We start from the raw sequence: 25,238 nt of genomic DNA on the forward strand, positions 1-25,238 counted from the left end.
GACTACATGAGCAGCGGACTTCGAGAGTGAATGCAAGATTCGACGCCGATTCACTTCCTGTACTTTATTTTCTTCGTGATCAAAAGCGACCTATTTGAACTACCTCTTTAGATTTTTGATGCATACATGCATACTGAATATTGCCGTCATACCATCATGCAAAAAAAACAAAAATCTATGTGTATCATCAGGTCTTAATAGCCCCTGTCAACACCCCTTTAGCGAAATGCTTCTGAAGCAGAGGGAAGAAGCACATGATAGGCACCATCGTGACGAACACCGCAGCCATCTTCATCCCCGTTGAAAAAGCTTGCTTGCCGACAGCATTTACGCTTGACGCATTAGATGCGTTCGTCGTCGATTCCACAATAATGGTGCGAAGCACGTTCTGCAGCGGAAGCTGCTCTGCCTTGCGCAGGAAGATCATCGCATCATACCAGCTGTTCCAATAAGCGACACCATAGAACAGCGTAATGGTTGCCATAATGGGAGCGGCCAGCGGAAGCACGACTGAGAACATAATTCTCCATTCGCCCGCTCCGTCCAAGCGTGCGGACTCCATCAGCGATTCCGGAAGACTGTAGAAATAGTTCATCATTAATATCATGTTGAAGGCGCTGAAGCTGCCGGCAAAAATGACAGACCATAATGTCCCGGTCAGATGCAGGGATTTCATGATCAGGTACAGCGGGACGATGCCGCCGTTAAAGATCATCGTGAACAGCACGAGAAAGAAAATAATCCGTTTGCCCGGAAACTTGCTTCTGCTAAGTCCATAAGCCATGGTGCTCGTCAGGAACAGGCTTAGCGGCAAACCGACAACAAGCAGCTTGAAGGTGTTCCAGTATCCCATAAGAATACTTCCGTCCATGAAAAGCGCCTTGTAGGAGGCCAGCGTCGGATTTTTCGGGAACAGCATGAATGGATTGTCGGCGTACTCCTTCGGCGTCGAGAATGAAATCATAATGACATTCCAGAATGGAATGAGAATCAACAGTGCAATACCAAGTAGAATGATAAATAAGATATAGTCGAGGGCAGTCATCTTCTCTCTGCGGAACGCTGACCGCCGTGCAGTTTTCTTGCTCATTGTTGCATCCCCTCCTTATCGGAATAGCCCGTCTCCGCCCAGCATTTTCGCTACTCGATCGGCAGCAAGCAGCAGGATCATATTCACCAGAGATCGGAACAAGCTGACCGCCGTTGAGAACGAAAAGTCAGTCGAAGATTGGAAGGTGATCCGGTAAATGTACACATCCAGCACCTCGGACACATTCTTCGTAGCTGCATTTGCCAAGTTGAAAATTTGATCAAAGCCCGATGACATCAGTCCGCCTACAGACAGAATGAACATGACCGTAACGGTTGGCATAATGTTGGGCAATGTAATGCGGAACACCTGCTGCATCCGTGACGCCCCGTCAATCTGGGCAGATTCGAATTGATCCTGATCGATTCCCGAGATGGCAGCCAAGTAGATAATGGCTCCCCATCCGGTCGATTTCCAAATGTCCGTAAGCAGCAGCATCGGAACGAACGTGCTCTCCGACCCAAGAAAATTAATCGTTGGCAATCCAAGCAGCGTCAGCGCGCTGTTCACAAGTCCATCATAGGCCAGTACATTAATGACAACCCCTGACACGATAATCCATGACAAGAAATGGGGAAACGTCAGCACGGTTTGAAATACCTTTTTCCCACGCTTCATTCGAAGCTCGTTCAGCATGAGCGCCAGCAGGATCGGGAATGGGAATTGAATGACCAGCTTAATGATGTTGATGTACAGCGTTCGCCACAGCGCATCGAGGAAGGCGGGATCACGGAACACGTACTTGAAATTTTCAAACCCGACCCACGGACTGCCCCAAATGCCCAAGTTCGCCTTATAATCCTTGAAAGCAAGCGATAAGCCGCCCATTGGCAAATACGCAAATAATAGTAGCCAGATCAGCCCAGGAAGGAGCAGCGTATATACCATTCGATGCTTCCATATTTCACTGAACAGCGCTCCCAGCTTCGAACGACTCTTCAGCTTGCCGTCTGGCCCCTGCAAGGCTGCAGATTTCACATTGCATTTCCCCTCTCAGTTAGCTTCTTGTTGTCAAAAAGAAAGTCAAACACTGTCCTCAAATGCTTCTCCCAAAATACCCAGTCATGGGTGCCTGAATCTTCGACATAGCGGAAGTGGAATCCGGATGAGGAAGCTGCATTCATGTGCGCAGCAAATGCTCGATTCATTTCGATAAAAGGATCTTCCGAACCGCAGCAGCACAGGATGGACGGCATCAAGCTTTCCGCTTCCATCCTCTTGGCAGCCAGCGCATATAGATCCTGCTCGGGCTTCACGAGTAAATCCATGCCAAACACCGCCTGCATCTCTCTCACCATTCCTTGGGGCATATCGGGATCGCGAAGTCGGCGCTGCATATCGGTAACCCCGGACAACGATACTGCCTTGGCGTATCGCTCGGGATAGGTAAGCGCACATTTCAAAGCGCCATATCCTCCCATCGACAAGCCCGCAACGTATGTATGCTCTGGCTCGATATTCAACTGGAGCAGCTTGCTGCACAAATCGGGAAGCTCTTCGGTAATGAATGTAAAGTAATCGAGTCCATACGCCATGTCTGTGTAATAGCTGCGATTAGCCTCTGGCATAATAACCGTGCAATTGTGACGCTGAGCATATTGCTCAATCGTCGTCAGCCGCTGCCATGTGCTCGCATTATCACCAGCACCATGCAGCAAATAGAGCGTACTGCTTGGCGGAATTTGTGATTCCAAGGGATAAATCACGTGGATGCTCGTGTTCATTCGCAAAATGTTCGACCCAGTTTCTATCGTTACATGCGCCATATGTAACCCCTTTCATTTTCGTATTTTTGAAATTATAGGGCTGACTCATTTAGATCATCTAATTATCGAGTGCTTTACCTGTTCGTTCTCTAACTGTAATCCAGCTTTTCGTCTGCAACTAAGTGAAAAATCACTCGCTGAAAACACATGATTGCGTAATGTAAGCAACTCTTTCGAATCGTTTCGACACAATCATAGATCTATGTTCCTGAATCTGTCAATGCTTTTTTTGATGCAATCGATCAAAGGGGTAAAATTTGAATACTCTTAATTGGCAATTACCCATTTTTTGAGATGTAAAATAAAAAGAAAGCGATTACTATAGACTCATTGACAATGCACTAGAACCAATGACATACTTGAAGTATAGATTTCACCACACATAATAGAAACGTTTCTACCCAATGATGACGCGGGTTCTACGGTTCTCATGAAGAGATTTGGATCACGTTTCTACATCGATCATCTCTGACATATACAACAATGCGTTTTGGCGAAACGGAATGTGCTCGAATTGTCATGCGTGCGAAATGGTTTGGACGGATATAGTACATACCACTCATATTGAGAAAGGAGTAATGGAGATGATAGAACCCTCAAGCCTGAGCGAATTCGTGAATCGAATTAAGGCTGAACAATTGCAGGTCACCTCTGTGCGGGTTCGTCAGGGCGGGGAATTGATCGGAAAATGGGATCAGAACGAAGACAGCCGGCGGTTGCAGCACTCGATCAGCAAATCGTTTACATGCATGGCTGTGGGACTCGCCATTGAGGAAGGCAAGCTGACCCAGGACACAACGCTAGGAGATATGTTCCCGCAGTACGCTCATATGCACACGGAGCCCAATCCCCTGCTTCACCCAACAGGCATCAAGCTGGGCGAACTGCTTCGCATGTCTTCCGGTCATGACTCTCCCCCTCTCTGGGCAGAGGAACGAGCTTCACTGCAGGAAACGGATTGGGTTCGCTATTACATGTCTCTGCCTCTGGATAGAGTGCCAGGCGAGCGGTTCACATACAGCAGCGGAGATACCTTCATGATCTCGGCAATGGTGCAGGCAGCCATCGGACTAACGGTGCACGACTACTTGCGTCCAAAGCTGTTCGTGCCCCTTGGGATTACAGAAGAAACGTGGGATTCCTCGCCGCTTGGCGTAACGCTGGGCTGTGCCGGGCTGGCACTCACGAACGAAGAACTGAGCCGCTTCGGCCAGCTGCTTCTGCAGCAAGGAATGTGGAACGGGGTACAATTGATCCCTGCCAATTGGATTCAGCTTGCAACGAGCAAGCAGATCGGCAATGAAGGCAGCCGTGACTGGTGTCAAGGCTACGGCTATCAATTCTGGATGTGCTCCCACAATGCCTATCGGGCGGATGGCGCGCATGGACAGTTCTGTATTGTCATGCCCGATAAGGATGCCGTGATCGCCATCAATAGTCAGGAAGATCGGCTGCAGGATATTTTGGATGCGGTGTGGTCAAAGATTTGGCCGATATTGTAGCAAGTTGCATCTACATAAAGAAGCTCCCACAAACGAGTATATTCGTTCGTGGGAGCTTGTCTTTATACCAAGATTTCTTTGACATTGGCAATTGGAATCATGAATGAGATACCGTTGCTTCGCTTACGTTCTCCACTTTATTTTTACGTGTGAACAAGCGCTTCATCCAGTTCGAGAAATCATCCAAATACGTGTACATAACTGGTACCAGCAGCAGCGTAAAGATCGTCGAACAGGACAGACCGAATATTACAACAACCGCCAACGGCGCTTGCATTTCCGCGCCTTCCCCGATGCCGAGCGCAAGCGGCAGCAAGCCGAGCACCGTTGTTAAAGTCGTCATGAAGATCGGGCGAATCCGGCTCGGCGCACCTTGCATGATGGCCTCATGGCGATCCAATCCGCTGCGGCGTTGGATATTGATGTAATCCACCAATATAATCGCGTTGTTGACAACGATACCCGCGAGCATAATGACCCCGATAATCGCCGTTACGCTCAGTGGTGTGCCCGTAAGGAACAATCCGCCAATAACCCCAATGAACGTCGTCGGCATTGCGAACATAATAATAAACGGATACAGCAGCGATTCGAATTGAACCGCCATGACGACATAGACGAGGAAGATGGAGAATACGAGCGCAATTCCAAGATCCCCGAATGCTTCCACCATATCTTCACTCGCTCCGCCCATGGAGTATGAATACCCATCTGGGAAGTTCATTTTCTTCAGCGATTGTTCAATATCCTTCGATATGCTGCCTAAGTCTCTGCCCGCAATATCAGCCGTAACGTTAATCTGACGCTGCTGATTCTCACGTTGAATCATGACAGGCCCTTGTAGCTGATTGAACTTCGCAACAGCAGACAGTGGAATTAACTGACCATTCTGTGATTGAATCGTTAAGGCATTCAATGCAGCAATACTGTTGCGTTCTTCCTCCGGCATAATGACTTTCACATTATATTCATTGCCGTCTTCCCGATATTGGGTAGCCATCTGCCCATTCATGGCAAGTGAAATCTCGCTCAATATTTGCTGGTACGAGATGCCGTAGGAAGCGGCCAAGCTGCGATCGACAGTAATGTTCAGCTCCGCATTGCCTTCCGCTGCGGAAGACTCTGCATTGTATACCCCTTGTACGTCAGAGATCATCCACACCACTTGATTCGCAACTTCCTCCAATACCTGTTGGTCCTGGCCATTCAGCTTGATGTGAATTGGAGCTCCTGCACTAAAGCCTGACTCCTGTGCAGATACGGTAATGTCTGCGCCTGCAATATTGCCTGTCGCATCCGTTAATTTCTGCATCAGTTCCTTGGTCTTGATATCCCGCTCCGAAGCGCGAACCAGTTGAACGGTGAACGTAGCGGAATTGGTTCCGCCTCCGCCGAAACCTCCACCGCCGCCAATCGATTGCGAGGCCGTCTCAATGATGCCCTCATAAGGCTTGAGCAGGGCTGCCACTTCGTCAGCGGTCTTCTTCGTCTCTTCCAGACTTGTGCCGCTTGGCGTCTGAACCTTGATCTGAATTTGCCCTTGATCCCCGCCAGGCATGAATTCCATGCCAATGAACGGTACGAGGAAGAAGCTCCCTACAAGTAAAGCAATCGTGGCAAACACCGTCGTTTTACGATGTCCGAGCGCCCATTTCAATATCTTTTTATACCCCGTAACAAACCCGCCGAAGAAGCGCATATACCAGCCCTTCTTCTCCTGCTGCATGATTTTCTTCTCGGATACGATCTTCGACGCCAGCATCGGAATGAGCGTAATCGCCACAACAAGCGAGGCAATAAGCGAGAAGCAGACCGTCAGTGCGAGCGGCCGGAAGATATCGGCAGTCAAGCCTTGAATGAACACGATCGGCAGGAACACGACGAGTGTTGTCATTGTTGAGGCGATAACTGCAGAAGCGAGCTCAGATGCCCCCTTCACGGCCGCCTCCTTCATGGACATGCCCTGCTGCCTGTAGGTAAATATATTTTCCAATATAACGATAGAGTTATCGACCATCATCCCGATGCCGAGCGCAAGCCCGCCCATCGAAATGATATTGAGCGTCTGCCCCGTGAAATACATGAGCGTAAACGTCGAAATAATCGCAATCGGCATGGAGAGCGCGATAACGAAGGTCGAGCGTACGCTGCGCAAGAAGAGAAGCAGGATCACGACTGCTAATGCGCCGCCGCTCATCATATTGCCGATGACGCTGTCGATGGATTGACGAATGAAGGTCGACGTATCGGACACTTTCTTCAATTCAATGCCTTGCGGCAATACGTCCTTCATCTTGCTAAGTCCCTTGTCGATGTTATCTGCAACCGCTACGGTATTCGCATCCGATTGCTTCTGTACCGACAGAACGAGGGCAGGGCTGCCATCTACTAACGTCAGCGAGGTTTGCTTCTTGAACGTATCCTTGACGACAGCTACATCACTAACTTGTATTTGTCCCCCACGCGGCAAATGAATGATAGTCTGCTTGATGTCATCTACGGAACCGTATTCGCCCTTCACGCGGATTTGCAGATCCTGCACACCTTTCGGTACAGAGCCCGCTGCCTGAGACTTGTTCTCTGCATTGATCGCCTGTACAACTTGAGCTGGCGTAATACCGTATCGGGATAAGCTTGCACGATTCAGCTCGACAAGAATTTCACGCGTTTTTCCCCCAGCAACAGAGACAGATGCAACTCCACGTTCTCGTTCCAAGGTTGGAATGATGGTCTTGTCCGCATATTCTTGAAGCTTCTCTGGAGATGCGCCCGTCAAGCCAAGCGTAATGATCGGCATCTGATTCGGATCGAACCGTAGCACGGTCGGATCGTTGGCATCATCGGGAAGCATTCCCTTCACTTGATCGACCTTCTCCCGGACATCGATCAGGGCGTTGTCCATATTCGTGCCGGTCTTGAATTGCAGCATGACCAGCGAGGAATTCGCCTGTGACTGAGACGATAGGGTGTCAATCCCTTGAATCGTGCTCAGAGAAGACTCCAGCGGTCTGGAGATCAGCTTCTCAATTTCCTCTGGAGCCGCCCCTTGATAGGAGGTTGCGACTACAGCAATCGGCACATCGATTTTCGGGAAAAGGTCGATTGCAAGACTGCGCAGACTGAACAAGCCCAGTGCTAGAATCGCCAGCACGAGCATCATTACGCCGATAGGACGCTTAACGGAGACGTCGATTACTTTCACGTTAGCGTGCCCCCTCGACAATTTTGACTTTATTGCCGCTTGTCAGAGTCAGTTGTCCTTTGACAACAACCTGATCATTCGGCTGAAGATTTCCCTTCACCGCCGTCAGCTTGGATTGCGCCTCAAGCACCTCTACCGCTTCCTCGACAGCATGTCCATCCGAATGACGAATACATGTGAGGTGCCATTCTTCTCAACGATTGCTTCTGTCGGCACGAGCAAAGCATCCTTCAGGACTTGTTGATCAACCAAGAATTTGGCCGTCATGCCTGGCTTAATCTCGTCCTTCTTGTTCTCAGCCTGTGTTTCCAGTGCATAAAATCCAGATTCGTTCGCCACAGGAGACAAGAATGTAATGTGCGCATTCATGGTTTTGCCGAGATCCGGCAGCTCCACCTTGACTTCCTTCCGATTTTGCAGAAGCAGCATCTGATTAGCGCTCACATTTGCCGTGAATTTGATCGGGTTGGTTGACACGATCGTGAACAACGGCGAAGTGCCTGCCGCAAGCTCGCCTTGCTCGGCCGCTACACGCACCACCTGACCACTGATTGGCGCCTTGATAGACGCGTCTGCTTTACGGTTGTTCGCTTGCTGAATACGCAGCTCGGCTTGCTCGATACTGCGCTTCGCCTGATCCAATTCAAGCTCGGATGCCTGTGCATTATGCAGCGTTTTATATTGATCCTGCGCTTGTTCCAATCCTAATTGCTCCAAGCGCAGCTGGATGTCCAGATCGTCTGCCTTCACGCTTGCCAGAGTCTCGCCTTTGCTGACGGTGTCACCCTTTTTCACATTCACACTTCTCAATTCACCGCTCAGCTTCGGCATCACCTCGACAGATCGGCTTGCACTCGCTGTCCCAATCATCTCATTGGTCTGATTCAGCGCCCCCTTCTGCACGGCCGCCACCTGAACAGGCGTCTCCTTCTCCTGTGCCCCCTGCATTGGCTGTTCTGCCTCCGGACTTCCGCATCCTGTTGCGGCTCCGAGCATAAGCAGAATGCTCCCCATAATCAGCCAACGTCTTCTCACTGCCATAATCGTCCCACTCCCCTTTTGTCTATTATTTATGAAATAATCCCCCTAGCATTTCAGTGCAGCCTACTTACTAAAGTTCTAGTTATATGGTTTAGACGTAAAATATCAGCTGCTCCCCTTATGATAACACGAGAATGAACCACGGGTCATTCCATAGTGTGGATAAAAATGTGAAGATTGCATGATGTTGATTTTTCAGCTGCACCAAAAAACCCCGCCTCCAGCAAGGAAGCGAGGTTTTCACCTGTCTATTATTTCGGTTGAAGCTGCGACATGAGCGTCTTCATCTCATCAATCGGACGATTGGCATCGTATGGGTATCGGTTCAGTACTTCGAGCAGCAATTTGTACCATTTCCCCTTGTTGCCGATCTTCGCCAGCATATCATCCATGGTAGCGATCAACTGCTTGTATTCAGGAATTTGCCCTGGTGAATATACCTCAAACTCGTAGAAAGAGTTGCCGAAGACGGTTGCCCGCTGGATGCCTTGGAACTTCACGTAGCGTGCTGGCGTTGTATCAAATTCGAGAATGTCCATTTTACCCTTGGACTCGATGATTCCGCCTTCACCGGAAATATTTCTCCAGTTCGTCTTGTCATCAGATACAAGAAGCTGATACTTCTCCGCATAGGCGCCTTCCCACTTGATAATTACCTTATTGATATCCTTGACCTCTCCCAAGTCTACAAGGAACCACGCATCATCCACATACTTGCTGGCCCAGCGAGTAGACGGATTGCCATCTACAGCCTTATCCGAGGAATAGTAAGGAAACTCTGGTTCCGAAGATTCCGTAGCCTTCTGCAAAGCCAGATTTTCCGTGCTGAGCAGCTCGATTGCTTTGTTGTAGATGACCACATTATCCAACATACCCTTAAATGCGTTCGTCTCGCTTCCAATGCGAAGCGTCGGCAAGACAAGCGTATTCATCTTTGGATATTGCATTTCCAAGCGTTCCACATACTCATCAATATTGACGAATAGTGATACGCCCTTGTCATCGCCCTTCAGCAAGATATGGGTCCACTTGTCTTCTGGAACGACGTAATTGAAAGTACTGTCGTAATGCTCTTTGCTGAATCCAAGCTTGCCTGTCTTGCCCTGCTTCAGCTTCAAAGTGCCAACAGGCGATTCCATCAAGACAGCGTCATCTGGATTATCCTTGTCCGGCTTGATCCACATGGACGCGGTCCAACCGAACCCAATCGCATCAACTGGCGTCTCGATGTAGCTCTTGCCGCCGTTGAAATGCGCGCCCTGTTCATATTTTCCTTCCGTTATATCCACATTGACTGCCTTGCCATCAAATCCATTGCCCGAGCCATCCTTAAATCCCTTCTCGAACATGTACTCCATAACGAGATTGTCCGGATTGTTTACCGTAATTTTGTGGGAACGATCCGCATTCGGCGCATCACCGATCACCTTTGTACGATTGTTAAATTGCGCAAAGGATTTATCATCGCGCGTTCCCGTCCATAGCTTCTCTGCCACGACCTGTATACCTGGCAGCAATCGGATATGCGCATCGTCCATCGACAAGCCATTCGCTTCAGATACGTCATTCCACATCGAGAACATGCCGCCCTTCACGCGCGGATGGCCAAGTGGCAGCGATGTGTTCTCCCACTTGTTCGGCTCCCACTCATCGTACAGGAATTGCGAATTCAAGTAGTTCCCGTATAGGGTAGGCACGATGTACATGTATACATTCTGCGAGTTGATGACGTCATACCCGAGATCCACCGCCTGCTGTGGCGCACCGTATGGCTCATACCAGATGTCCATCGTAGCGTCATTGCTAATCGGCGTCGTTCCGTTATATTGGGTCAAGCCTCCCCACATGTGCGGGTGCTTGCCTTTGCTGTTAATGTGCTTCACGAGTGTATCCATGTACCAACGGAAGCGCTCAATATCCGGACCCCAATATTCATCCGTGCCAATATGCACTTCTGGCCCGACGAATGTTGGGTCACTTCCATCTATATACTCATTGAATAAGTTCTTGATGAATTCCACGGTTTCCGGCTTAGAAATATCCAAATGGGAATCGTCTCCAAGCGCCGGGTTGTAGGTCGTGAATGCGCGAGAATGTCCGGGTGTGTCGATTTCCGGGATGATATTAATGCCATAGTCCATGCCCATGAGCTGCAAATCCTTGAATTCTTGCTTCGTATAATGCCCACTGGCACTTGCAAGTCCAGGATACGTCGTGCTTTCTAAGCGGTATGCTGCACGTGTGCCATCTGCGAATGGCTCCCCGACGTCATCATTCAAGTGAATTTGGAACATGTTCATCTTGTACCATGACAACAGCTTCACATAATCGCGAAGGAAATCAACCGTGAAGAATTTGCGGGCTACGTCGATCATTAGTCCACGCTTCTCATACTTCGGATAATCTCTTGCTTCACCTCGCGGAATCGTCAAGTCCTTATTCTGCTTAATGATTTGGAGCGCTGTTCTCGTTCCGAAGAAAGCCCCCTTAGCTGATGAAGAGGTGATGGACACGTACTCCCCAACCTTGAATACGTTTCCTTCATCGCCGAGCCATGATAAAGAAGGATCAATCGACAGATACAAATCCCCAGATTTCGGCGTTCCAGAGACTACCGTAAGCTGGTAACCCGTCAGATCCAATACATCTTCGCTAGTCAGCTCTGCCGCCTTACGGAGCAAGGACTCATCCTTCGGATTGACTACAATTCGCGAAGATTTCTTTAACTTGAAATTGCCCGAATCCCCATACCATTCGCGCAGAGAAGGGATCACTTCCGGCTCAGCATTGCGCTCCGGTGTCTGCTTATGCAAGCCCGGAACGATAACAGGAATGCTTCCAGACAGCAGCTTCCGGTCTGGATTATTCTGATCCTCCACCTGAATCATCAGATTCACCCTGGCGTCTACTAGCGGTGTACGGATGTTGCCATCACGGTCGATGACAGGAATTCTGTCGCTGCCAAATACACTGACACTGTAGCCTTCCGGCACTCCTGCAGTGGACCAATCGAGCTTCGTCTGTCCGGCTTGCACCGTGAGCGCTGCCGTCACCTTGTCAATGACAGATTGCAAGTCATTCAATTGATACACCTCAAATTCAAAAAAGGAATAGCCATACAGTACTCCATCGACAGGAGCACGCTTCACACCTTGAAACTTTACATAACGAGCTTCGAGGGAAGGGAAATCAACCGTCTCCACACCGCCCTTACATTGGATGAGACCATCGTTGTCCTTCACATTCGTCCAGTTCTGAGCGTCATCCGATACAAGGATTTTGTATGTATCGGCCGGCGTTTGCCAACGGATTACGACACGATCGAATGCTTTTTTCTCTCCGAGATCTACATAGAACCATTGATCATCTTCCTTCGCCGAAGACCATCTTGTATTCCCTTTTCCGTCTACAGCCAGCTCAGGCCCCAAATAATCTACTTCATTACCGGAGGAAAAGGCTGGCTTATGCAGAGCTAGATTCGTTCCGCTAAATGTAGCAGCCGCGAGGAGGCGAGCAGCTTCCTCATTGGAGTCCCCAATTGGATTCGGAATGATATTGCCGTCCTTGTCATACACGACATCTGTAACGTTCGGCGGAGTCGCATTCCCCTTATCTGGTATAGATAGGACTGGGCCTTCATCTTGATGCCCCACCTTTACATTCTCCTGCCCGTTTGGTTGAGCGTACGCCTTAGGCTGCACTACTGTAAGCGTCGAGGTCATAACAACCATCAAACTGAGCAGCATCGAAACCGCTTTCAAATACATGGATCTCTTCATTATTTCCCTCCATCTCATCTCGTTATCGGATAGCATAGTCCCTCCTTCTTCCTCCCTCCAATCTCATGCGCCCAGTTTCGCAAGCGCTTTCTTTTTCTTTCCTCTCTATCATATTACAAAAAAATGCAACTAGAAAGGAGGAACTTTCCAATTGCATTTCTTTTTTTGAATTTCTACTCCGCTATGAATCATTTTTTTCGCTGCTGGGATGCATGAATCGCTTGAGCGAATCGCGCTATTCCTAACCCAATCTCATCCTCATGCGGTCTTGCATACGTAAACCGGACATACCCTGGTTCTGAACCGTAGACCGTTCCGGGATTATAGAGAACCCCTCGCTTTATGCTTTCCTCTAGCAATTTTGCATCAGGAATCGATGTTTTTACTTTGCACCATAAGTGCAGACCTCCTTGTGGAAGGGAATACGCCACCTCCCCTGGAAGTTCGCGCTGCAGCGCATCGATAAGCAAGTTCCGTTTCTTGAGGAGTTCCTGCCGCAGCCGTACCAAATGGCGGTCAAAATAAGTTTCCGACAGCAAACGTGCGGCGATTCGCTGCGGCAGCACACTCATTCCGAAGTCGATTTGCTGTCGTTCAGCAGCAAGCCGCGTGATAACAGACTGCGGGGCAACCATCCATCCGATCCGCAGGCCTGACGCTACAATTTTGGATAATGAGCCAATATAAATGACGGTATTGTTTGTATCAATCGATTTCAACGTTGGCGGTGGATTGCCTGTGAAGGACGTCAGACTGAACGGATCATCCTCCACAATGGGAATGCCTAAGCTGCCGCAAATCTCAAGCAATTGTTCCCGTCTAGAGGGGTCAAGTACACGGCCCGTTGGATTATGGTAATTCGGATTCACGAATATCATCCGTATGTTGTGCTCTCGATACAAGGACAATATCCCTTCCGGACATACCCCCTTCTCGTCTACAGGCAGCCGAAACAAGCGCAAGCCCGCCGAGTGAAACATAGGCAGAGAATAATAGTAGGAAGGATCCTCGATCGCGATCGCATCCCCAGGCTGAAGCAATCGGCGAGTTATTAAATAGAGCGATTGATGAGACCCTGATGTAACGAGAATCGATGATGCTGTCGTTCGAAAGCCGCGATATTGATGTAAAGAAGTGGACAGAACCTCCCGCAGCGGCACATAGCCCTGAGGATCGTCATAGCTCATGTCCTCATGCAGCAGATGCTCGCTCAAAAGCATCCGCATCTCTTCATTTGGCGACAAATCGGGTGACAGTTCTCCGCTGGCAAAGTCTATACAGTTGCTGCCCGAATCCAGTGCGGAACGAATCAATTCGGCGTATACAGGATCAGGCTGGACTAGCTTGCAGCTATCTAAATATTGATGCCAATCTGGCGTTTGTTGAGAGTCTGCCCCCCACTTCGACTTGCTTACTCGAGTACCACTACCGACCATGCTTTCAATAATGCCTGCAGCACGCAGCTCTTCATAAGCTTGAACGATTGTGCTTCGATTTACATGTATTTGCTCGGCAAATTTGCGTTCCGATGGAAGGACGCTTCCCGGAGAAAATTCACCGTTATAAATGCTGCGCTCGATATATGCGGCAATCTGCTGATATAGTGGTTGATTGCTGGAACGATCCGGTTGCCACATGGAAATACACCTCTTGCTTTCTTGGTCTGTGATTTTTATCACATATAATTAAGTATATCATTGCTCTTCGTGATCTCGTACTGACCCTTTTCATCGAAACGTTGTCAACTCTGTGTCAGTCTCTTGAACATGGATGACCCCGCCCTGTTGAAATGGATGGCGACATCCCCTCCAGTCTGCTCTAAGATAATGCTGAACGTGAGAACTTCACTTGACTGGCTGCCAGTGCCATATGACAAGAGTATGTACGATGTGTGCAATGATGTGTGCAATGATGTGTGCTGCGATGTACGTACAGCCTCGTCAAGCTCATAACCTAACGCTTTTCATAACGACTGAATCTTAACGAGTACCACACTAACAGCACCACATAACGTGAAGACATTCACATTATTCGAATCTCACAGACCTTTTTCTTGTTGCACGACGATCACATTTTCATCACAAGGAGGCCTCCATGGATCAGGTCATTCTCGCGCGAATCCAATTCGCATCAACAACATTATTCCACTACATCTTCGTCCCCATGACGATTGGACTGGCGTTTTTAATCGCCGTATTAGAGACGCTCTATGTCGTCAAGGGCAAGGAGATTTATAAGCAAGCTGCCTTGTTCTGGAGCAAATTATTTCTGATTAACTTCGCAGTTGGCGTCGTCACCGGCATTTTGCAAGAGTTTCAGTTCGGGATGAACTGGTCGAATTATTCCCGCTTCGTCGGTGATGTGTTCGGGCCATCGCTTGCCATTGAAGGTCTGCTTGCCTTTTTTATGGAATCCACCTTCATCGGCTTATGGGTGTTCGGCTGGGAGCGCTTATCGAAGCGAGTTCATCTCGCTTGCATTTGGATCGTCTCGATCGGTACCGTGTTGTCCGCGTTCTGGATCTTGACCGCCAACTCGTTCATGCATGCGCCTGTCGGATATGAATTCAACAATGGACGGGCAGAGATGAGCGACTTCTTCGCACTTATTACGAATCCGCAATTGTGGCTGCAATTTCCGCATACGCTGTTCGCGGCATTCGCAACCGGCGCCTTCTTCATGGCAGGCGTCAGCGCATGGAAGCTGCTCCGTGGACACAATCCGGACATGTTCCGCCGTTCGTTCCGCGTCTCGATTACCGTTGCCTTGATTTCGTCCGTCATCGTTGCCTACATTGGGCATGCACAGGCGCAGCATCTGCTCACTTCTCAGCCGATGAAGATGGCAGCGGCCGAGGCGCTCTGGGATACGAGTGAGGATCCGGCACCGTTCACGTTATTTGCCACAATCGATACGGAAAAGAAAGAGAACTCGTTCAAAATCCAAGTTCCATATATGCTCAGTCTGCTATCGTACAACAAGCTTAGCGGCAGTGTAGAAGGGATTAATCAGATTCAAGCGCGTTATGAACAGAAGTACGGACCAGGAAATTATATTCCATCGGTCAAAATGACGTTCTGGAGCTTCCGCATGATGGTTGCCGCAGGAGGGCTCATGTGCCTTGTCGGCATTTACGGCCTGATATTATCCCGCAAGAAGAAGCTGGAGCAGCGCCCATGGTTCTTGAAGCTGATGGTTGGCATGATCGCCTTTCCGTTCCTCGCCAATTCGGCGGGATGGCTTATGGCCGAGATGGGTCGTCAGCCGTGGGTTGTGTTCGGAGTTATGCGTACAGAGGACGCCATATCGCCGACAGTTACGGCGGAAGAACTTCTCTTCTCGCTCATTGCGTTCACGACCATTTATGCGGTACTCGCCATTATCGACGCTGTTCTCTTCGTCAAGGTGATACGTAAAGATGAGCAGATGGAAGAACCGGAGGAAGAAGATATGAAGAATTACGATCCATTTGATAAGGAGGTAACGCATGCTATCGCTAAATGAGTTATGGTTCATACTCGTCGCCGTGCTGTTCGTCGGCTTCTTCTTCCTCGAAGGATTTGACTTCGGCGTAGGCATGGTCGCCAGGTTCCTCGGGAAGACGGATCATGAGCGCCGCATCATTATCAACACAATCGGTCCTTATTGGGATGCGAACGAGGTATGGTTAATTACGGCTGGGGGGGCTATGTTCGCTGCCTTTCCGGAATGGTATGCGACGATGTTCAGCGGTTTCTATATCCCGTTCGTCGTGCTGCTGCTGGCGCTTATCGCGCGCGGTGTCGCGTTCGAGTTCAGGGGCAAGCTGGATTATGGCGCTTGGAGGAAAGCGTGGGATGCCGCGATTTTCATTGGTAGTCTGCTGCCTCCTTTCCTATTCGGTGTCGTATTCGCCAATATCATTCGCGGTGTGCCGATTGACGGGAACAAAGAAATGGTTGGGAGTGTGCTTGACCTGCTAAATGGCTACTCCCTCGCTGGCGGTGTGGCCGTAGTCATGATATGCATTCTGCACGGACTCGTCTTCATCACGCTGCGAACCACCGGCAACCTGCGGGATCGGGCACGGAAGGCAGCTCGCGATGTCAGCCCGGCAGTTGTCGTCGTCCTGCTGCTGTTCGCCATGATGACGTATGTCAGCACTGATATTTATACGGTTCATGGCAGCGGTTGGCTTATCCTGCCGCTGTTAGCTGGGGGCGCATTGCTCTTGGCCATGTCATTCATTAAGCGTGAGCGGGATGGACTGGCGTTCGCCATGACAGGAGCCGTTATCATTCTATCGGCCGTGAGCATGTTCATCGGCTTGTTCCCACGAGTGATGGTCAGCTCGATCAGCCCTGAGTTCAATCTGACGATTATGAATGCGGCTTCCGGCGCTTACTCGCTGAAGGTGATGACATATATCTCGCTGACGATTCTGCCATTCGTGCTCGGATATCAAATTTGGAGCTACTACGTCTTCCGCAAGCGGATCGACGATAAGGAGCATCTGGAATATTAAAGGGAAAAGCGAATAAAACAAAGTAAGAGGAGATCGAATCCATTTCGGATTTGTTCTCCTCTTGCTCTTTCTTTTACTTTACCCTCTCCAACGAAAATGTTGTACAAAATACATCATTATCTCGAATAGAATGTCTGAAACGAGCTTCAGGTTGTACCAAGTGCAACAATTTTTCTTTTTTCTCTACATATTAAGAATAGAGAAGGGGTTATGTTGAATCGAATGCAATATGATAGTGAACTTGTAACCTCAATATGCCCAAACTCTTGCAACTTGTACAACATTCACAGCAATGACCCCAAGAACAGCTTTTTCACGCTCAAGCTTTGATTCCGTAACGCTCGCGCAGCATGTTGATGACCGCATGCACTTCTGCCTGCTCCGGCAGCCACAGCCCTGCTGCAGCTTCCTCCATTTTGTGGTTCGATTGGCGTTCCCGTATCACTTGCTTCACGGCTTCTATAAAAGCTTGCGCCGCTCCTTCTCCCTCATCGGTGCCTAGCGATGCCAGCTCTTCCAGACTGCCTGTCTTATCTTCCGTCACGACAGGATGATCGGCTTGCTCCATGCCGGCTGCCGCACGTTCATAGAAGGATCTAACGAGCTCGGCGCTCTCCTTGCCCGATCCCTCGCATATGACGAATGCCTGCACGACAAAGGCATGCGCTTGACGCCGCTGTGCAATGCCGCAAAATTTGATGCCGCCTATGCTGAGATCATAATCACCAGGACAGTATGCGCCATCGATTTCACCCTTGTCGACCGTATAGCCCGTGTTCTGTAGAGCAAGCTTGATCAACTGATACATGCGCTCATAGTCCGAGCGAAAGCATTTGTCGCCCAGCCCTTCCTTTGGCAGTATCAAAGAAATATTCACAACGCCCAAATCGAGCGGTACGGCAGCCCCGCCCGTGTTGCGAACAGCCGTTGAATAGCCAAGCGATTCCAGCCATTGCTGCGCCTCTGCCGCATGCGGCAGTCTGCTGTCACGCAGTCCCATCACGAAGCCCTGCGGATGACGCCACAGGTGACATACAGCGGGCCCGCCCTTGCCTGTATATCTGCACAGCAGCTCGTCCAATGCAAAAGGATACAGAATGTCGGTTTCCTCCATCTGTTGCGTGCGATCTAACAAGAGAATATTGTCTAGCCCTTCATCCAATGTAAATGAAGTCGTACATTCCGCCATTTCTGCATCCCCCTTAAAATCATGAAACTAGTAAATCTCTTATTCCCATTCGGAGTCCAACTGTGATACTGCTCATGCAAACAGCATGTTTTTATCTTGAACTCCCCTACTAACTAAGTCGATTAAACGCATTCAATTCAAGCTGTAAGTATCTTAACATGGATGAGTACATTACGGAAAACAAGAGACCTATCCTGACATCACGCTGATTCATTTTCCACTAGTACGCGACTTGCCGTAACCGTTAGCTGCACATAAAATGCCCTACAAGCTATCAAGAGTAAGCACGTGTTGTATTCAAAAAGCTTGATATCTGTTGTGACCAATGAAAAGACATCAACATGTTGGGTAGACGTTCATCCAGCAAAACATCAGATAGTGGAAACTCTTTATGGAATGCTGCCCTAAAGAAGCTTTAGGCTCTCTTTTTTCTATTACTAGGCAGGATATTTTTTAGCTGGCATGCTCAGCGGCGTGTTCCAATCTATGTTGTAAGCATTGTCGGAGTTTTTCAAAAGATCCGTATAAATTTTCTGTCTTCTCACAAGATTGGAGTTCGGGTCGCTCGGGCTTTCCTCAGACCAGTATTGATAGCCAAGGAGATAATTGTCTATCGCTGTTCCTTGACGACAGTCTTGCGAATATCTACAATTTGTGATAAAAGGTCATTAATACATAAAACCAGTCGTAAGTGGCACCAAGACTGCGATAAAGGAGCGAGCGAACGATGGAATGGAAAGAGATTACGACAGTAGACGCGTGGGCAAAGCTGTTGGCGCAATCGGCGGAGCGCGGGGTTGTCGTGCTGAAGCACAGCACCACCTGTCCCGTAAGCGCGAATGCGCTGAATGAGTACGAGCAGTATTTGCAGGGCAATCCGAACAGCGATATTGATTATGTTCTTGTCAAGGTAATAGAGTCCCGCCCCGTCTCCAATCAGATTGCCGAGGATCTAGATGTGAAGCATGAGTCGCCGCAAGTCATTTATGTCAAAGACAAGATAAAATACTGGACGGCTTCCCATTGGGCGGTAACGACCGAGCATATGGCAGCGGTTTTGGATTAGAATGGCCATAAAAAATAGAACCCTTTCCGGAAGACCTGGGACGGGCTCTTGTCTATCATGGGTGAACACGACTATACCCAATCTAGAACTTTTTCTCGAGTAGAACTTCTCCGTTGTCGCTTCCCGTTACGATATAAATTCTTTTTTTATATTTCCAGATATCATTTCGCTAACCATATTATATATACTAATCGGGTCATGATTCTTTAACCTCGTTCCATCCAGAAAGCCTAGCTCATAGTTATCATCGGGCATTTTTTCAGTATTCATGTCAGTTTACGCTGTCTTTTTGAAAAAGAAAGGTTACGCAGCAGGATTTCTTATGTATGAGAAATTGCTATACGCTTCTTGCTCCTAAAGAAATCCGGCAGATTCGCCGATGATATTCAAAGATAGGGAATTGTGGATGATCATTCCATCCTAGTATAGCACTCGCATAGAGAGAAAGAGGGTAAAAGAGAAACGATGAAATGGCAGTGGCACAAAATCGCAATCGCAGTAGTCATAGGGTCCACGCTGGTCACCGGATGCAGAGACGGGTCGCAGGGCGGCTTGGACAGCAAGCAAGAAGGAGCCGATAGTACGACAGCTCAGCAGACCGCGGAGAAGTCTAAGCCTAAGGGCACGACGTTCACCAGCTTCGACGGGACAATACAGCTGACCTTGCCGAGCTCCTGGAGACAAAATAATGAGATCAACAATATGGCGCAGTTCGCTGCGTATTCTCGGAGCGATAACCGGTTCGTCGCCGTGAACAGTACGTTGAAGGCCGATATGGCGGAAGGGGCAACGATTGACGATATTGTCGATCGTACCATCAGCAATAATAATACGATCACGATGGAAGATATGGAAGTCATTGATATCCGGGATGCTTCCCTCGGCTCTGACGCAGCCAAGCAGTTGGAAATTCGCGGGATTGGCAACGGAACCAAGGAGAAGATCCATCAACTTGTTACGATAGTGGGGAAAGGGGACTATTTCCATCTGATCGTCTTTTGGACAAAGGAATCCAAGTTCGACAAATACAAGGATGAATTTGAACAGGCCACGCAAACATTCAAGGTGCTGAAGGCAAGCGACTCGGAAGCGGCGGCCACAGCCCCGGCAAAACCGAAAGTGTTCAAGAGCGCCGACAGTCGGATGGAACTGACACTAACGGACAATTGGTTGGAATATCCGTTGAACGAAGAGGCCGAGATATCCGCCGTCTACCCAACGGGCAATGAATTCGTCATCGTCATTCCGGACGATCGCGAGGAGATGGGAGATATCAAAACCCTCGAAGACTACTATGACGTGCTATATGAGAATAACTATAGCGAGTTCGCATCAGAGGGGGCTGTAAAAGAGCCGAAGAGGGTAAACATCAACGGCTTGCCTGCCTTGCAGTTCGAAATCCAAGGCGTCTTGGAGAACAAAGAAAAAATTGCGATGATCATTACGCTGATTGAATCGCCAAAGCAGTTCACGCAGATACAATTCTGGACAGCCCCGTCGAAAATCGAGCAAAAGCGCGAGCGTTTCATCGAAGCCGCAGCTTCCTATAAGGAACATGATGCTTAACGGCGGTCTGTAAGACAACAATCAGTTGGCCGGGGATCTCCGCTGGGAGATTCCCGGATTTTTTATACAACGGATTGTAATACGAAGTCCGCCACCCCTCCCCATCACACGAGAACTTAAGCGTGGAAGCGAGGTGCGAGACTACTTTGCCGATCCTTATTATTTATGGCATCGAGGTTCAAACGAGAACGCAAACACCCTTCTCAGAGAATTTTCCCAAAGGGGCATGACTTTGCACAGAGATGACGGAAGAACAGTAGCTGATGCTATTCAATTGATCAATGTTCGACCTCGAAAATATCTTACTTGGCGTTCGTCTTACTAAGCTTTCATAAAAGAGATGTCGCACTTAACTTGACAATCCGTTATACGTAAAAAACCGCTTAGCCATACCGCTAAACGGTTCTTATTCCTACATCTGAATCGATTCAATCATTTCATGAACGGCCTTCTGCCATTCCCCCTGCTCATTAGCTGGAGCGCTAAATTGAATTTCAAGTAGAGCTCCATTTAGTTCCGCCCAACCGACGAGACGATAAGTGTTCCCTTTCTGGGAAGACATGATAACCTCATTGACTGCAATGTGCTTCCCATGAACGAGCAGCGTTTCATCTTTCAACCACTCTAGCTTTTCTCCTTCGCTGTCTTGTTCCAAAATCCCCTTCATCTTTATTCGACCCTCATCGATTCCAGCATCGGTCACGAGCTGTTCTGGATCATGCTGTATCTCAAGCTTAACTTTCTGGCTGCTATCCGTGAAAAACAAGCTTCGAGTTCGATGTCTCACTCGTTTGCGCCTCTGATCCCTGCGGGAGCTTCAATGACATCAAATTCGAGAATACGTGAATTCTTCCTTCCTCTGGAGCCTTCGTTTCCGCAGTCTTATTCTCTTGTTCTGCTCGCCCTTGCTCCTGCTCCCCCTGCTGCGGAGTCAAAGAAACATTCTTGGTCTCACCAGCATTCTTCTCCTTGCTGCCTGAGAAGCTGCACGCAGAAATGCTGACTGCTACCGAAAGCAACAATAAAACCATCCACTTTTGCAACCTGTTTCCATCCCTATCTCTTCGCATTTGTGCTCCCCCCATCCGCGTCTATTCATTTAAATAGGTCGTCACACGGTTTGCGATTAACTCCGCAACTGCTTGGGCCGATTTTTGACCGTTATAGTAAGCCTTCGCTTCCTCTTCGATGATCGATTGAACTTTCGAATTATCCATTATTGCGGTGTTCGCATCGGCCAGCATCTGCATGACCATGTCAATGTCTGCCTTCTGAACTTGGATTGCGGATCCCGTTGGCGATTCGACAGTGCCTTTGTCCTCAAGCTCCTTGAGCATCTTCTCGTTAACCTTTTTATTGACGGAGAACCCTCGCAGTCCAGGCATGGTCTGTATTTCCTCAGACAATAAGAACTTCATGAAATCCCATGCTTCCGCCTGCACCTTCGAATTCCGATTCATCCCTAATTTATTTGATGCCACGAAGGTGCCTCCGGCCTTCTGTCCAGCCGCAAGCGGCTTGCGATAAATCTTCCCTTGCTCATAGAACATCGTTGGCCCACTGAAATAATCTTCCGGCGAAGTAATCAAATTAGGTGCAAAAAAATAATCTCCTGCGCTCACTTCCGCATCCGTCACTACCTTCTCCGCATACATCGTCTTCACTTGCTCCATCAATCCGACAAATGCACTGGCATCGAAGCTCGCGGGGCGCTGCTCCTCATTGACAACGCGAGCATAGTTATCAGCGAACAGAATGTTCAACATCCTCTCAGGCGTCGTATTTCCCAACGAATACGTATGCCCGCCGGACGCTGCCAAACGCTTGCCTACTTTCGTAAACTCTCCCCATGTCCATGTGCTGTCATCGAATGTTACGCCGGATTGCTGAATTGCCTTCGCATCGCCCATAAGACTGTCCATGGAAAACCGCAAAGGAAGTTCATAGAGACCTCCTCTCATCTTGGCCCCGTCCAGAATGTTCATCTCGTACGAATTAGAATCAAAGACAGGGTCCTGCTTCATAAGTTCACTCAAGTTCACCAGTGCTTGCTTGTCTACGTATTTCCCAATCGGCAACCCGCTCACATTCAAGTCAATCAAATCGGCCCCTTTACCGGACAATAGCTCTGTAGTAGTGGTGTTCACATATTTCTCTAGATCCCCTTCTTGACTGGAGCCTTCCCCTTTGTTGTATGCCTTGATTTGAATATCCACATCAGGATGCTGCTCTCCATACAACTTCACCGCCTGCGCATACACAGGATCCGTTTGAAATACAGATAGAACTAAGGTTTTCTTCCCGTCGCGGCCCTGCTTTCCTTCCTGCTTAGACTCACCATTCTGTCCGCCTGCGCACGCTGTCAACGCCATTGCTAAGGCAACGAGTAAACCAAGCACACTCCTTTTGTTCATCCTAAACCTCTCCTCCCCATTCTCCATACGATTCATGCAGTTCAAGCGCATTACACCCTAACACGTTGTCCTTCGGTTAGCGGTTCGCTGCTCTCGACAATTATTCGATCTTTCCCATATACCCCTTGCAGCACCAGTGTTTCTTGCCCATTCGTCCTCCCTAACCGGACGGGAGCCTTGCGAACAATGAAGGTATTGCCGAGCGGTCCTGGACGCTCTTCGATGACAAGAACATAGCTGTTCTTCCCTTCCTGACGTATCGCTTCGCTCGATACGAGCATACCTCCATCTGTCTTCTCCGATTGTGTCAATTCCACACTCACAAGTTCATTCGCCTGAACATTCGGATGTTGCACCTTCACAACGACCCGTTGGCCGGAAACCGTCTGAGACGCACTTCTTCCCACCCCATCTTGCAAGGAAGCACCTCCATCAGCACCTGACATCGGACGAATGTCCGTAATAATCCCTTCAGCCGGGATTTTGGCCCCCTCATGCTCGATCTGAACATTCAACTTCTCATCGGTACGCAATTTCAGGCCTAAGTCATCCGGGATGACCATTTCGAATTGATAACCTCGCTGCCTATTCGCTATGTTAATATCTGGCCCACCACTCCCCGAAGGCTGCTGCGGTGTTGCACGAATCTGTGTCACAATACCGTCAAAAGGCGCGATGATTCGTCTGCGATCACTCGCCTCCGATTGCATCGTGGTCACTTTTCGCTCCTGAACACCAATGGCTAACCGTGCCCGCTCCAACTCCCGCTTCGTGCGGCGCGCCTGTATCTCATCGTTATTTTGTACAGCTTCAATGTAGGCATCTTGCAAGTCAGCAAGCGAGAGCCGCTGCCCTGCAAGACCAGCCTGCACGTCCAGAATATCCTGAGCAGCAGAAGGGTTCTCATAGGTGATTAACGTCTGTCCCTTCTTCACGAGATCTCCTTCCTTCACATGGACTTCCTTGATTGACCATTCCGCCTTGTTCGATAACTCGATAAGCTGCCGCGGCATCAGCCGTGCCGTACCACGCCACTCGGTTACTAACGCTTCTTGCCTCCCCAGCTCGGTTCGCACCTTCGGCAGATGTAAGGTCAGCAAGGTATTGCTCGATAGGGTAAGGAGCAGAAGCAAGCCTACGAATAGGCTGGAGAGCCTTACTATTTTTCGTTTTTTACTTGCATCCAGCGCTTCTGTAAACCCTGTAAGCATCCTATCCCTCCTCTCTCCTCTCATGAGCTAGCCTTTGATCCCCGACATTTGGACCCCTTCGATAAAATAAGACTCCGCATATAAGAACAGGAGCACCATTGGCATCATATAGATCAGCGATGCGGCAAAGCCGATGCCTTGGGCTTCCTTATGAATTCTAGATAAATAGAGTGATAACGGCTGTTTAAAGACATCTTCCAAAAAGATCAAAGGCTGCTCGACCATATTCCAATAATCAACGAACAGTAGAACAATAAGCGCCGCAATTCCCGGCTTCATCAAAGGCAGCATAATCTGATAGAAAATGCGGTAATGACCGGCGCCATCCATCTGAGCTGCTTCAACAAGCGCATAGGGAATCGAGAGCATAAATTGTCTCAACATGAACACACCGAATGCCGCGAATATTCCTGGCAAAATAATCGCGCCAGCTGTATTCATTAGTCCCAACTTGTCAGCAATAATATAATTCGGAACCAAGGTCACTTGGAAAGGCATCAGCATCGTCAGCAAATACACCCGAAACCAGCCTTCTCTACCTCTGAACTGGAGCTTGGCAAAAGCGTACGCAGCCAGTGCACTGACAACTGTCTGTCCCGCAATAATCGCCACGACCATTGCAACGGAATTCCATAACATGAACAAATACGTCGGCGTCTCTAGCAAAACGCTCCCATACTGCTCGAAGGACAGCCAATCCGGGATGAGTTTCAGATTCACGAATACAGCAGGCTCTCCTTGCGTAACAACTGGCATTTGACCCACTAGGCCGTAATTGCCGCGAATTTCCTGCTCCGTCATCAGTGAATTTGTGAAAGTTATCACAATAGGGAATAGCATGATGAGCCCGATGCATGCCATCACCAGCGTGACCGATAGGTTCCGAATGAAACCCGCCTTCTTCATTC

Annotated in this window: 19 protein-coding genes; 5 read left to right on the forward strand and 14 right to left on the reverse strand. The window is 49.0% G+C overall.

Annotated elements, in window-relative coordinates:
* Nucleotides 1–187: 187 nt before the first annotated feature.
* Genes BBG47_RS19645 through BBG47_RS19655 form a run of 3 tightly spaced genes read right to left on the reverse strand, consistent with a single transcriptional unit; the run spans nt 188 to nt 2,856 of the window.
* Nucleotides 188–1,090, reverse strand: coding sequence for a carbohydrate ABC transporter permease (locus BBG47_RS19645; protein ID WP_065293119.1), 903 nt, complete (start codon nt 1,088–1,090; stop codon nt 188–190).
* Between the two features lie 15 nt (nt 1,091–1,105).
* The gene (locus BBG47_RS19650; protein ID WP_065293120.1) at nt 1,106–2,068 is read right to left on the reverse strand and encodes an ABC transporter permease; all 963 of its coding nucleotides are present in this window, start codon (nt 2,066–2,068) and stop codon (nt 1,106–1,108) included.
* Complete coding sequence (locus BBG47_RS19655) at nt 2,065–2,856, reverse strand: alpha/beta hydrolase (RefSeq protein WP_065293121.1); 792 nt, start codon at nt 2,854–2,856, stop codon at nt 2,065–2,067. Before BBG47_RS19655 ends, BBG47_RS19650 begins: the two co-directional genes overlap by 4 nt.
* A gap of 584 nt (nt 2,857–3,440) precedes the next feature.
* Between BBG47_RS19655 and BBG47_RS19660 the strand changes: the two genes are divergently transcribed.
* The gene (locus BBG47_RS19660) at nt 3,441–4,358 is read left to right on the forward strand and encodes a serine hydrolase domain-containing protein (protein WP_065293122.1); all 918 of its coding nucleotides are present in this window, start codon (nt 3,441–3,443) and stop codon (nt 4,356–4,358) included.
* A gap of 97 nt (nt 4,359–4,455) precedes the next feature.
* Here BBG47_RS19660 and BBG47_RS19665 read toward each other — a convergent pair whose 3' ends face one another.
* The 5 genes from BBG47_RS19665 to pdxR all read right to left on the reverse strand — a co-directional run bounded on the left by BBG47_RS19665 (nt 4,456) and on the right by pdxR (nt 14,017).
* Entirely contained in the window at nt 4,456–7,560 is a 3,105-nt protein-coding gene (locus BBG47_RS19665) for an efflux RND transporter permease subunit (RefSeq protein ID WP_065293123.1), read from the reverse strand.
* 1 nt (nt 7,561) lies between these two features.
* Nucleotides 7,562–7,690 (reverse strand): hypothetical protein, encoded by a 129-nt coding sequence (locus tag BBG47_RS31105; RefSeq protein ID WP_302621961.1) that lies wholly within the window; start codon nt 7,688–7,690, stop codon nt 7,562–7,564.
* 2 nt (nt 7,691–7,692) lie between these two features.
* Nucleotides 7,693–8,601 carry an efflux RND transporter periplasmic adaptor subunit gene (locus BBG47_RS19670; protein ID WP_254659877.1) on the reverse strand — a complete coding sequence of 303 codons (909 nt, stop codon included), beginning with the start codon at nt 8,599–8,601 and terminating at the stop codon, nt 7,693–7,695.
* Between the two features lie 251 nt (nt 8,602–8,852).
* Nucleotides 8,853–12,380, reverse strand: coding sequence for a discoidin domain-containing protein (locus BBG47_RS19675; protein WP_065293124.1), 3,528 nt, complete (start codon nt 12,378–12,380; stop codon nt 8,853–8,855).
* Nucleotides 12,381–12,568: 188 nt separating this feature from the next.
* On the reverse strand, nt 12,569–14,017 hold the full coding sequence (gene pdxR / locus BBG47_RS19680) for a MocR-like pyridoxine biosynthesis transcription factor PdxR (RefSeq protein WP_065293125.1): 1,449 nt from the start codon (nt 14,015–14,017) through the stop codon (nt 12,569–12,571).
* A gap of 457 nt (nt 14,018–14,474) precedes the next feature.
* On the opposite strand from pdxR, the gene BBG47_RS19685 reads away from it, so the two are divergent.
* Together BBG47_RS19685 and cydB are read left to right on the forward strand one after the other, a co-directional pair.
* Nucleotides 14,475–15,884 (forward strand): cytochrome ubiquinol oxidase subunit I, encoded by a 1,410-nt coding sequence (locus tag BBG47_RS19685; protein ID WP_065293126.1) that lies wholly within the window; start codon nt 14,475–14,477, stop codon nt 15,882–15,884.
* The gene (cydB, locus tag BBG47_RS19690) at nt 15,868–16,884 is read left to right on the forward strand and encodes a cytochrome d ubiquinol oxidase subunit II (RefSeq protein WP_065293127.1); all 1,017 of its coding nucleotides are present in this window, start codon (nt 15,868–15,870) and stop codon (nt 16,882–16,884) included. The genes BBG47_RS19685 and cydB overlap by 17 nt, the downstream gene beginning before the upstream one ends.
* Before the next feature lie 319 nt (nt 16,885–17,203).
* On the opposite strand, the gene BBG47_RS19695 is transcribed toward cydB, so the two are convergent.
* Nucleotides 17,204–18,073: a lipoate--protein ligase family protein gene (locus tag BBG47_RS19695; protein ID WP_065293128.1), complete on the reverse strand. Its 870-nt coding sequence runs from the start codon at nt 18,071–18,073 to the stop codon at nt 17,204–17,206.
* Between the two features lie 727 nt (nt 18,074–18,800).
* Between BBG47_RS19695 and ytxJ the strand changes: the two genes are divergently transcribed.
* Nucleotides 18,801–19,139: a bacillithiol system redox-active protein YtxJ gene (ytxJ, locus tag BBG47_RS19700; RefSeq protein WP_065293129.1), complete on the forward strand. Its 339-nt coding sequence runs from the start codon at nt 18,801–18,803 to the stop codon at nt 19,137–19,139.
* Between the two features lie 465 nt (nt 19,140–19,604).
* A complete protein-coding gene (locus BBG47_RS19705) occupies nt 19,605–20,705 on the forward strand; it encodes a PsbP-related protein (RefSeq protein ID WP_065293130.1) in 1,101 nt (366 codons plus the stop codon).
* 412 nt (nt 20,706–21,117) lie between these two features.
* Here the strand turns inward: BBG47_RS19705 and BBG47_RS30820 are convergent, their stop codons facing one another.
* Genes BBG47_RS30820 through BBG47_RS19725 form a run of 5 tightly spaced genes read right to left on the reverse strand, consistent with a single transcriptional unit; the run spans nt 21,118 to nt 25,236 of the window.
* On the reverse strand, nt 21,118–21,492 hold the full coding sequence (locus tag BBG47_RS30820; RefSeq protein ID WP_254659878.1) for a hypothetical protein: 375 nt from the start codon (nt 21,490–21,492) through the stop codon (nt 21,118–21,120).
* Nucleotides 21,455–21,748, reverse strand: coding sequence for a hypothetical protein (locus tag BBG47_RS30825; protein WP_254659879.1), 294 nt, complete (start codon nt 21,746–21,748; stop codon nt 21,455–21,457). The genes BBG47_RS30820 and BBG47_RS30825 overlap by 38 nt, the downstream gene beginning before the upstream one ends.
* Before the next feature lie 48 nt (nt 21,749–21,796).
* The gene (locus BBG47_RS19715) at nt 21,797–23,119 is read right to left on the reverse strand and encodes an ABC transporter substrate-binding protein (RefSeq protein WP_065293131.1); all 1,323 of its coding nucleotides are present in this window, start codon (nt 23,117–23,119) and stop codon (nt 21,797–21,799) included.
* Nucleotides 23,120–23,169: 50 nt separating this feature from the next.
* Nucleotides 23,170–24,330 carry an efflux RND transporter periplasmic adaptor subunit gene (locus tag BBG47_RS19720; protein ID WP_065293132.1) on the reverse strand — a complete coding sequence of 387 codons (1,161 nt, stop codon included), beginning with the start codon at nt 24,328–24,330 and terminating at the stop codon, nt 23,170–23,172.
* A 27-nt stretch (nt 24,331–24,357) separates the two neighbouring features.
* Nucleotides 24,358–25,236: a carbohydrate ABC transporter permease gene (locus tag BBG47_RS19725; RefSeq protein WP_065293133.1), complete on the reverse strand. Its 879-nt coding sequence runs from the start codon at nt 25,234–25,236 to the stop codon at nt 24,358–24,360.
* Nucleotides 25,237–25,238 lie beyond the last annotated feature (2 nt).

Source organism: Paenibacillus sp. KS1, from assembly GCF_001680695.1.
Lineage (GTDB): Bacteria > Bacillota > Bacilli > Paenibacillales > Paenibacillaceae > Paenibacillus_B > Paenibacillus_B suaedae.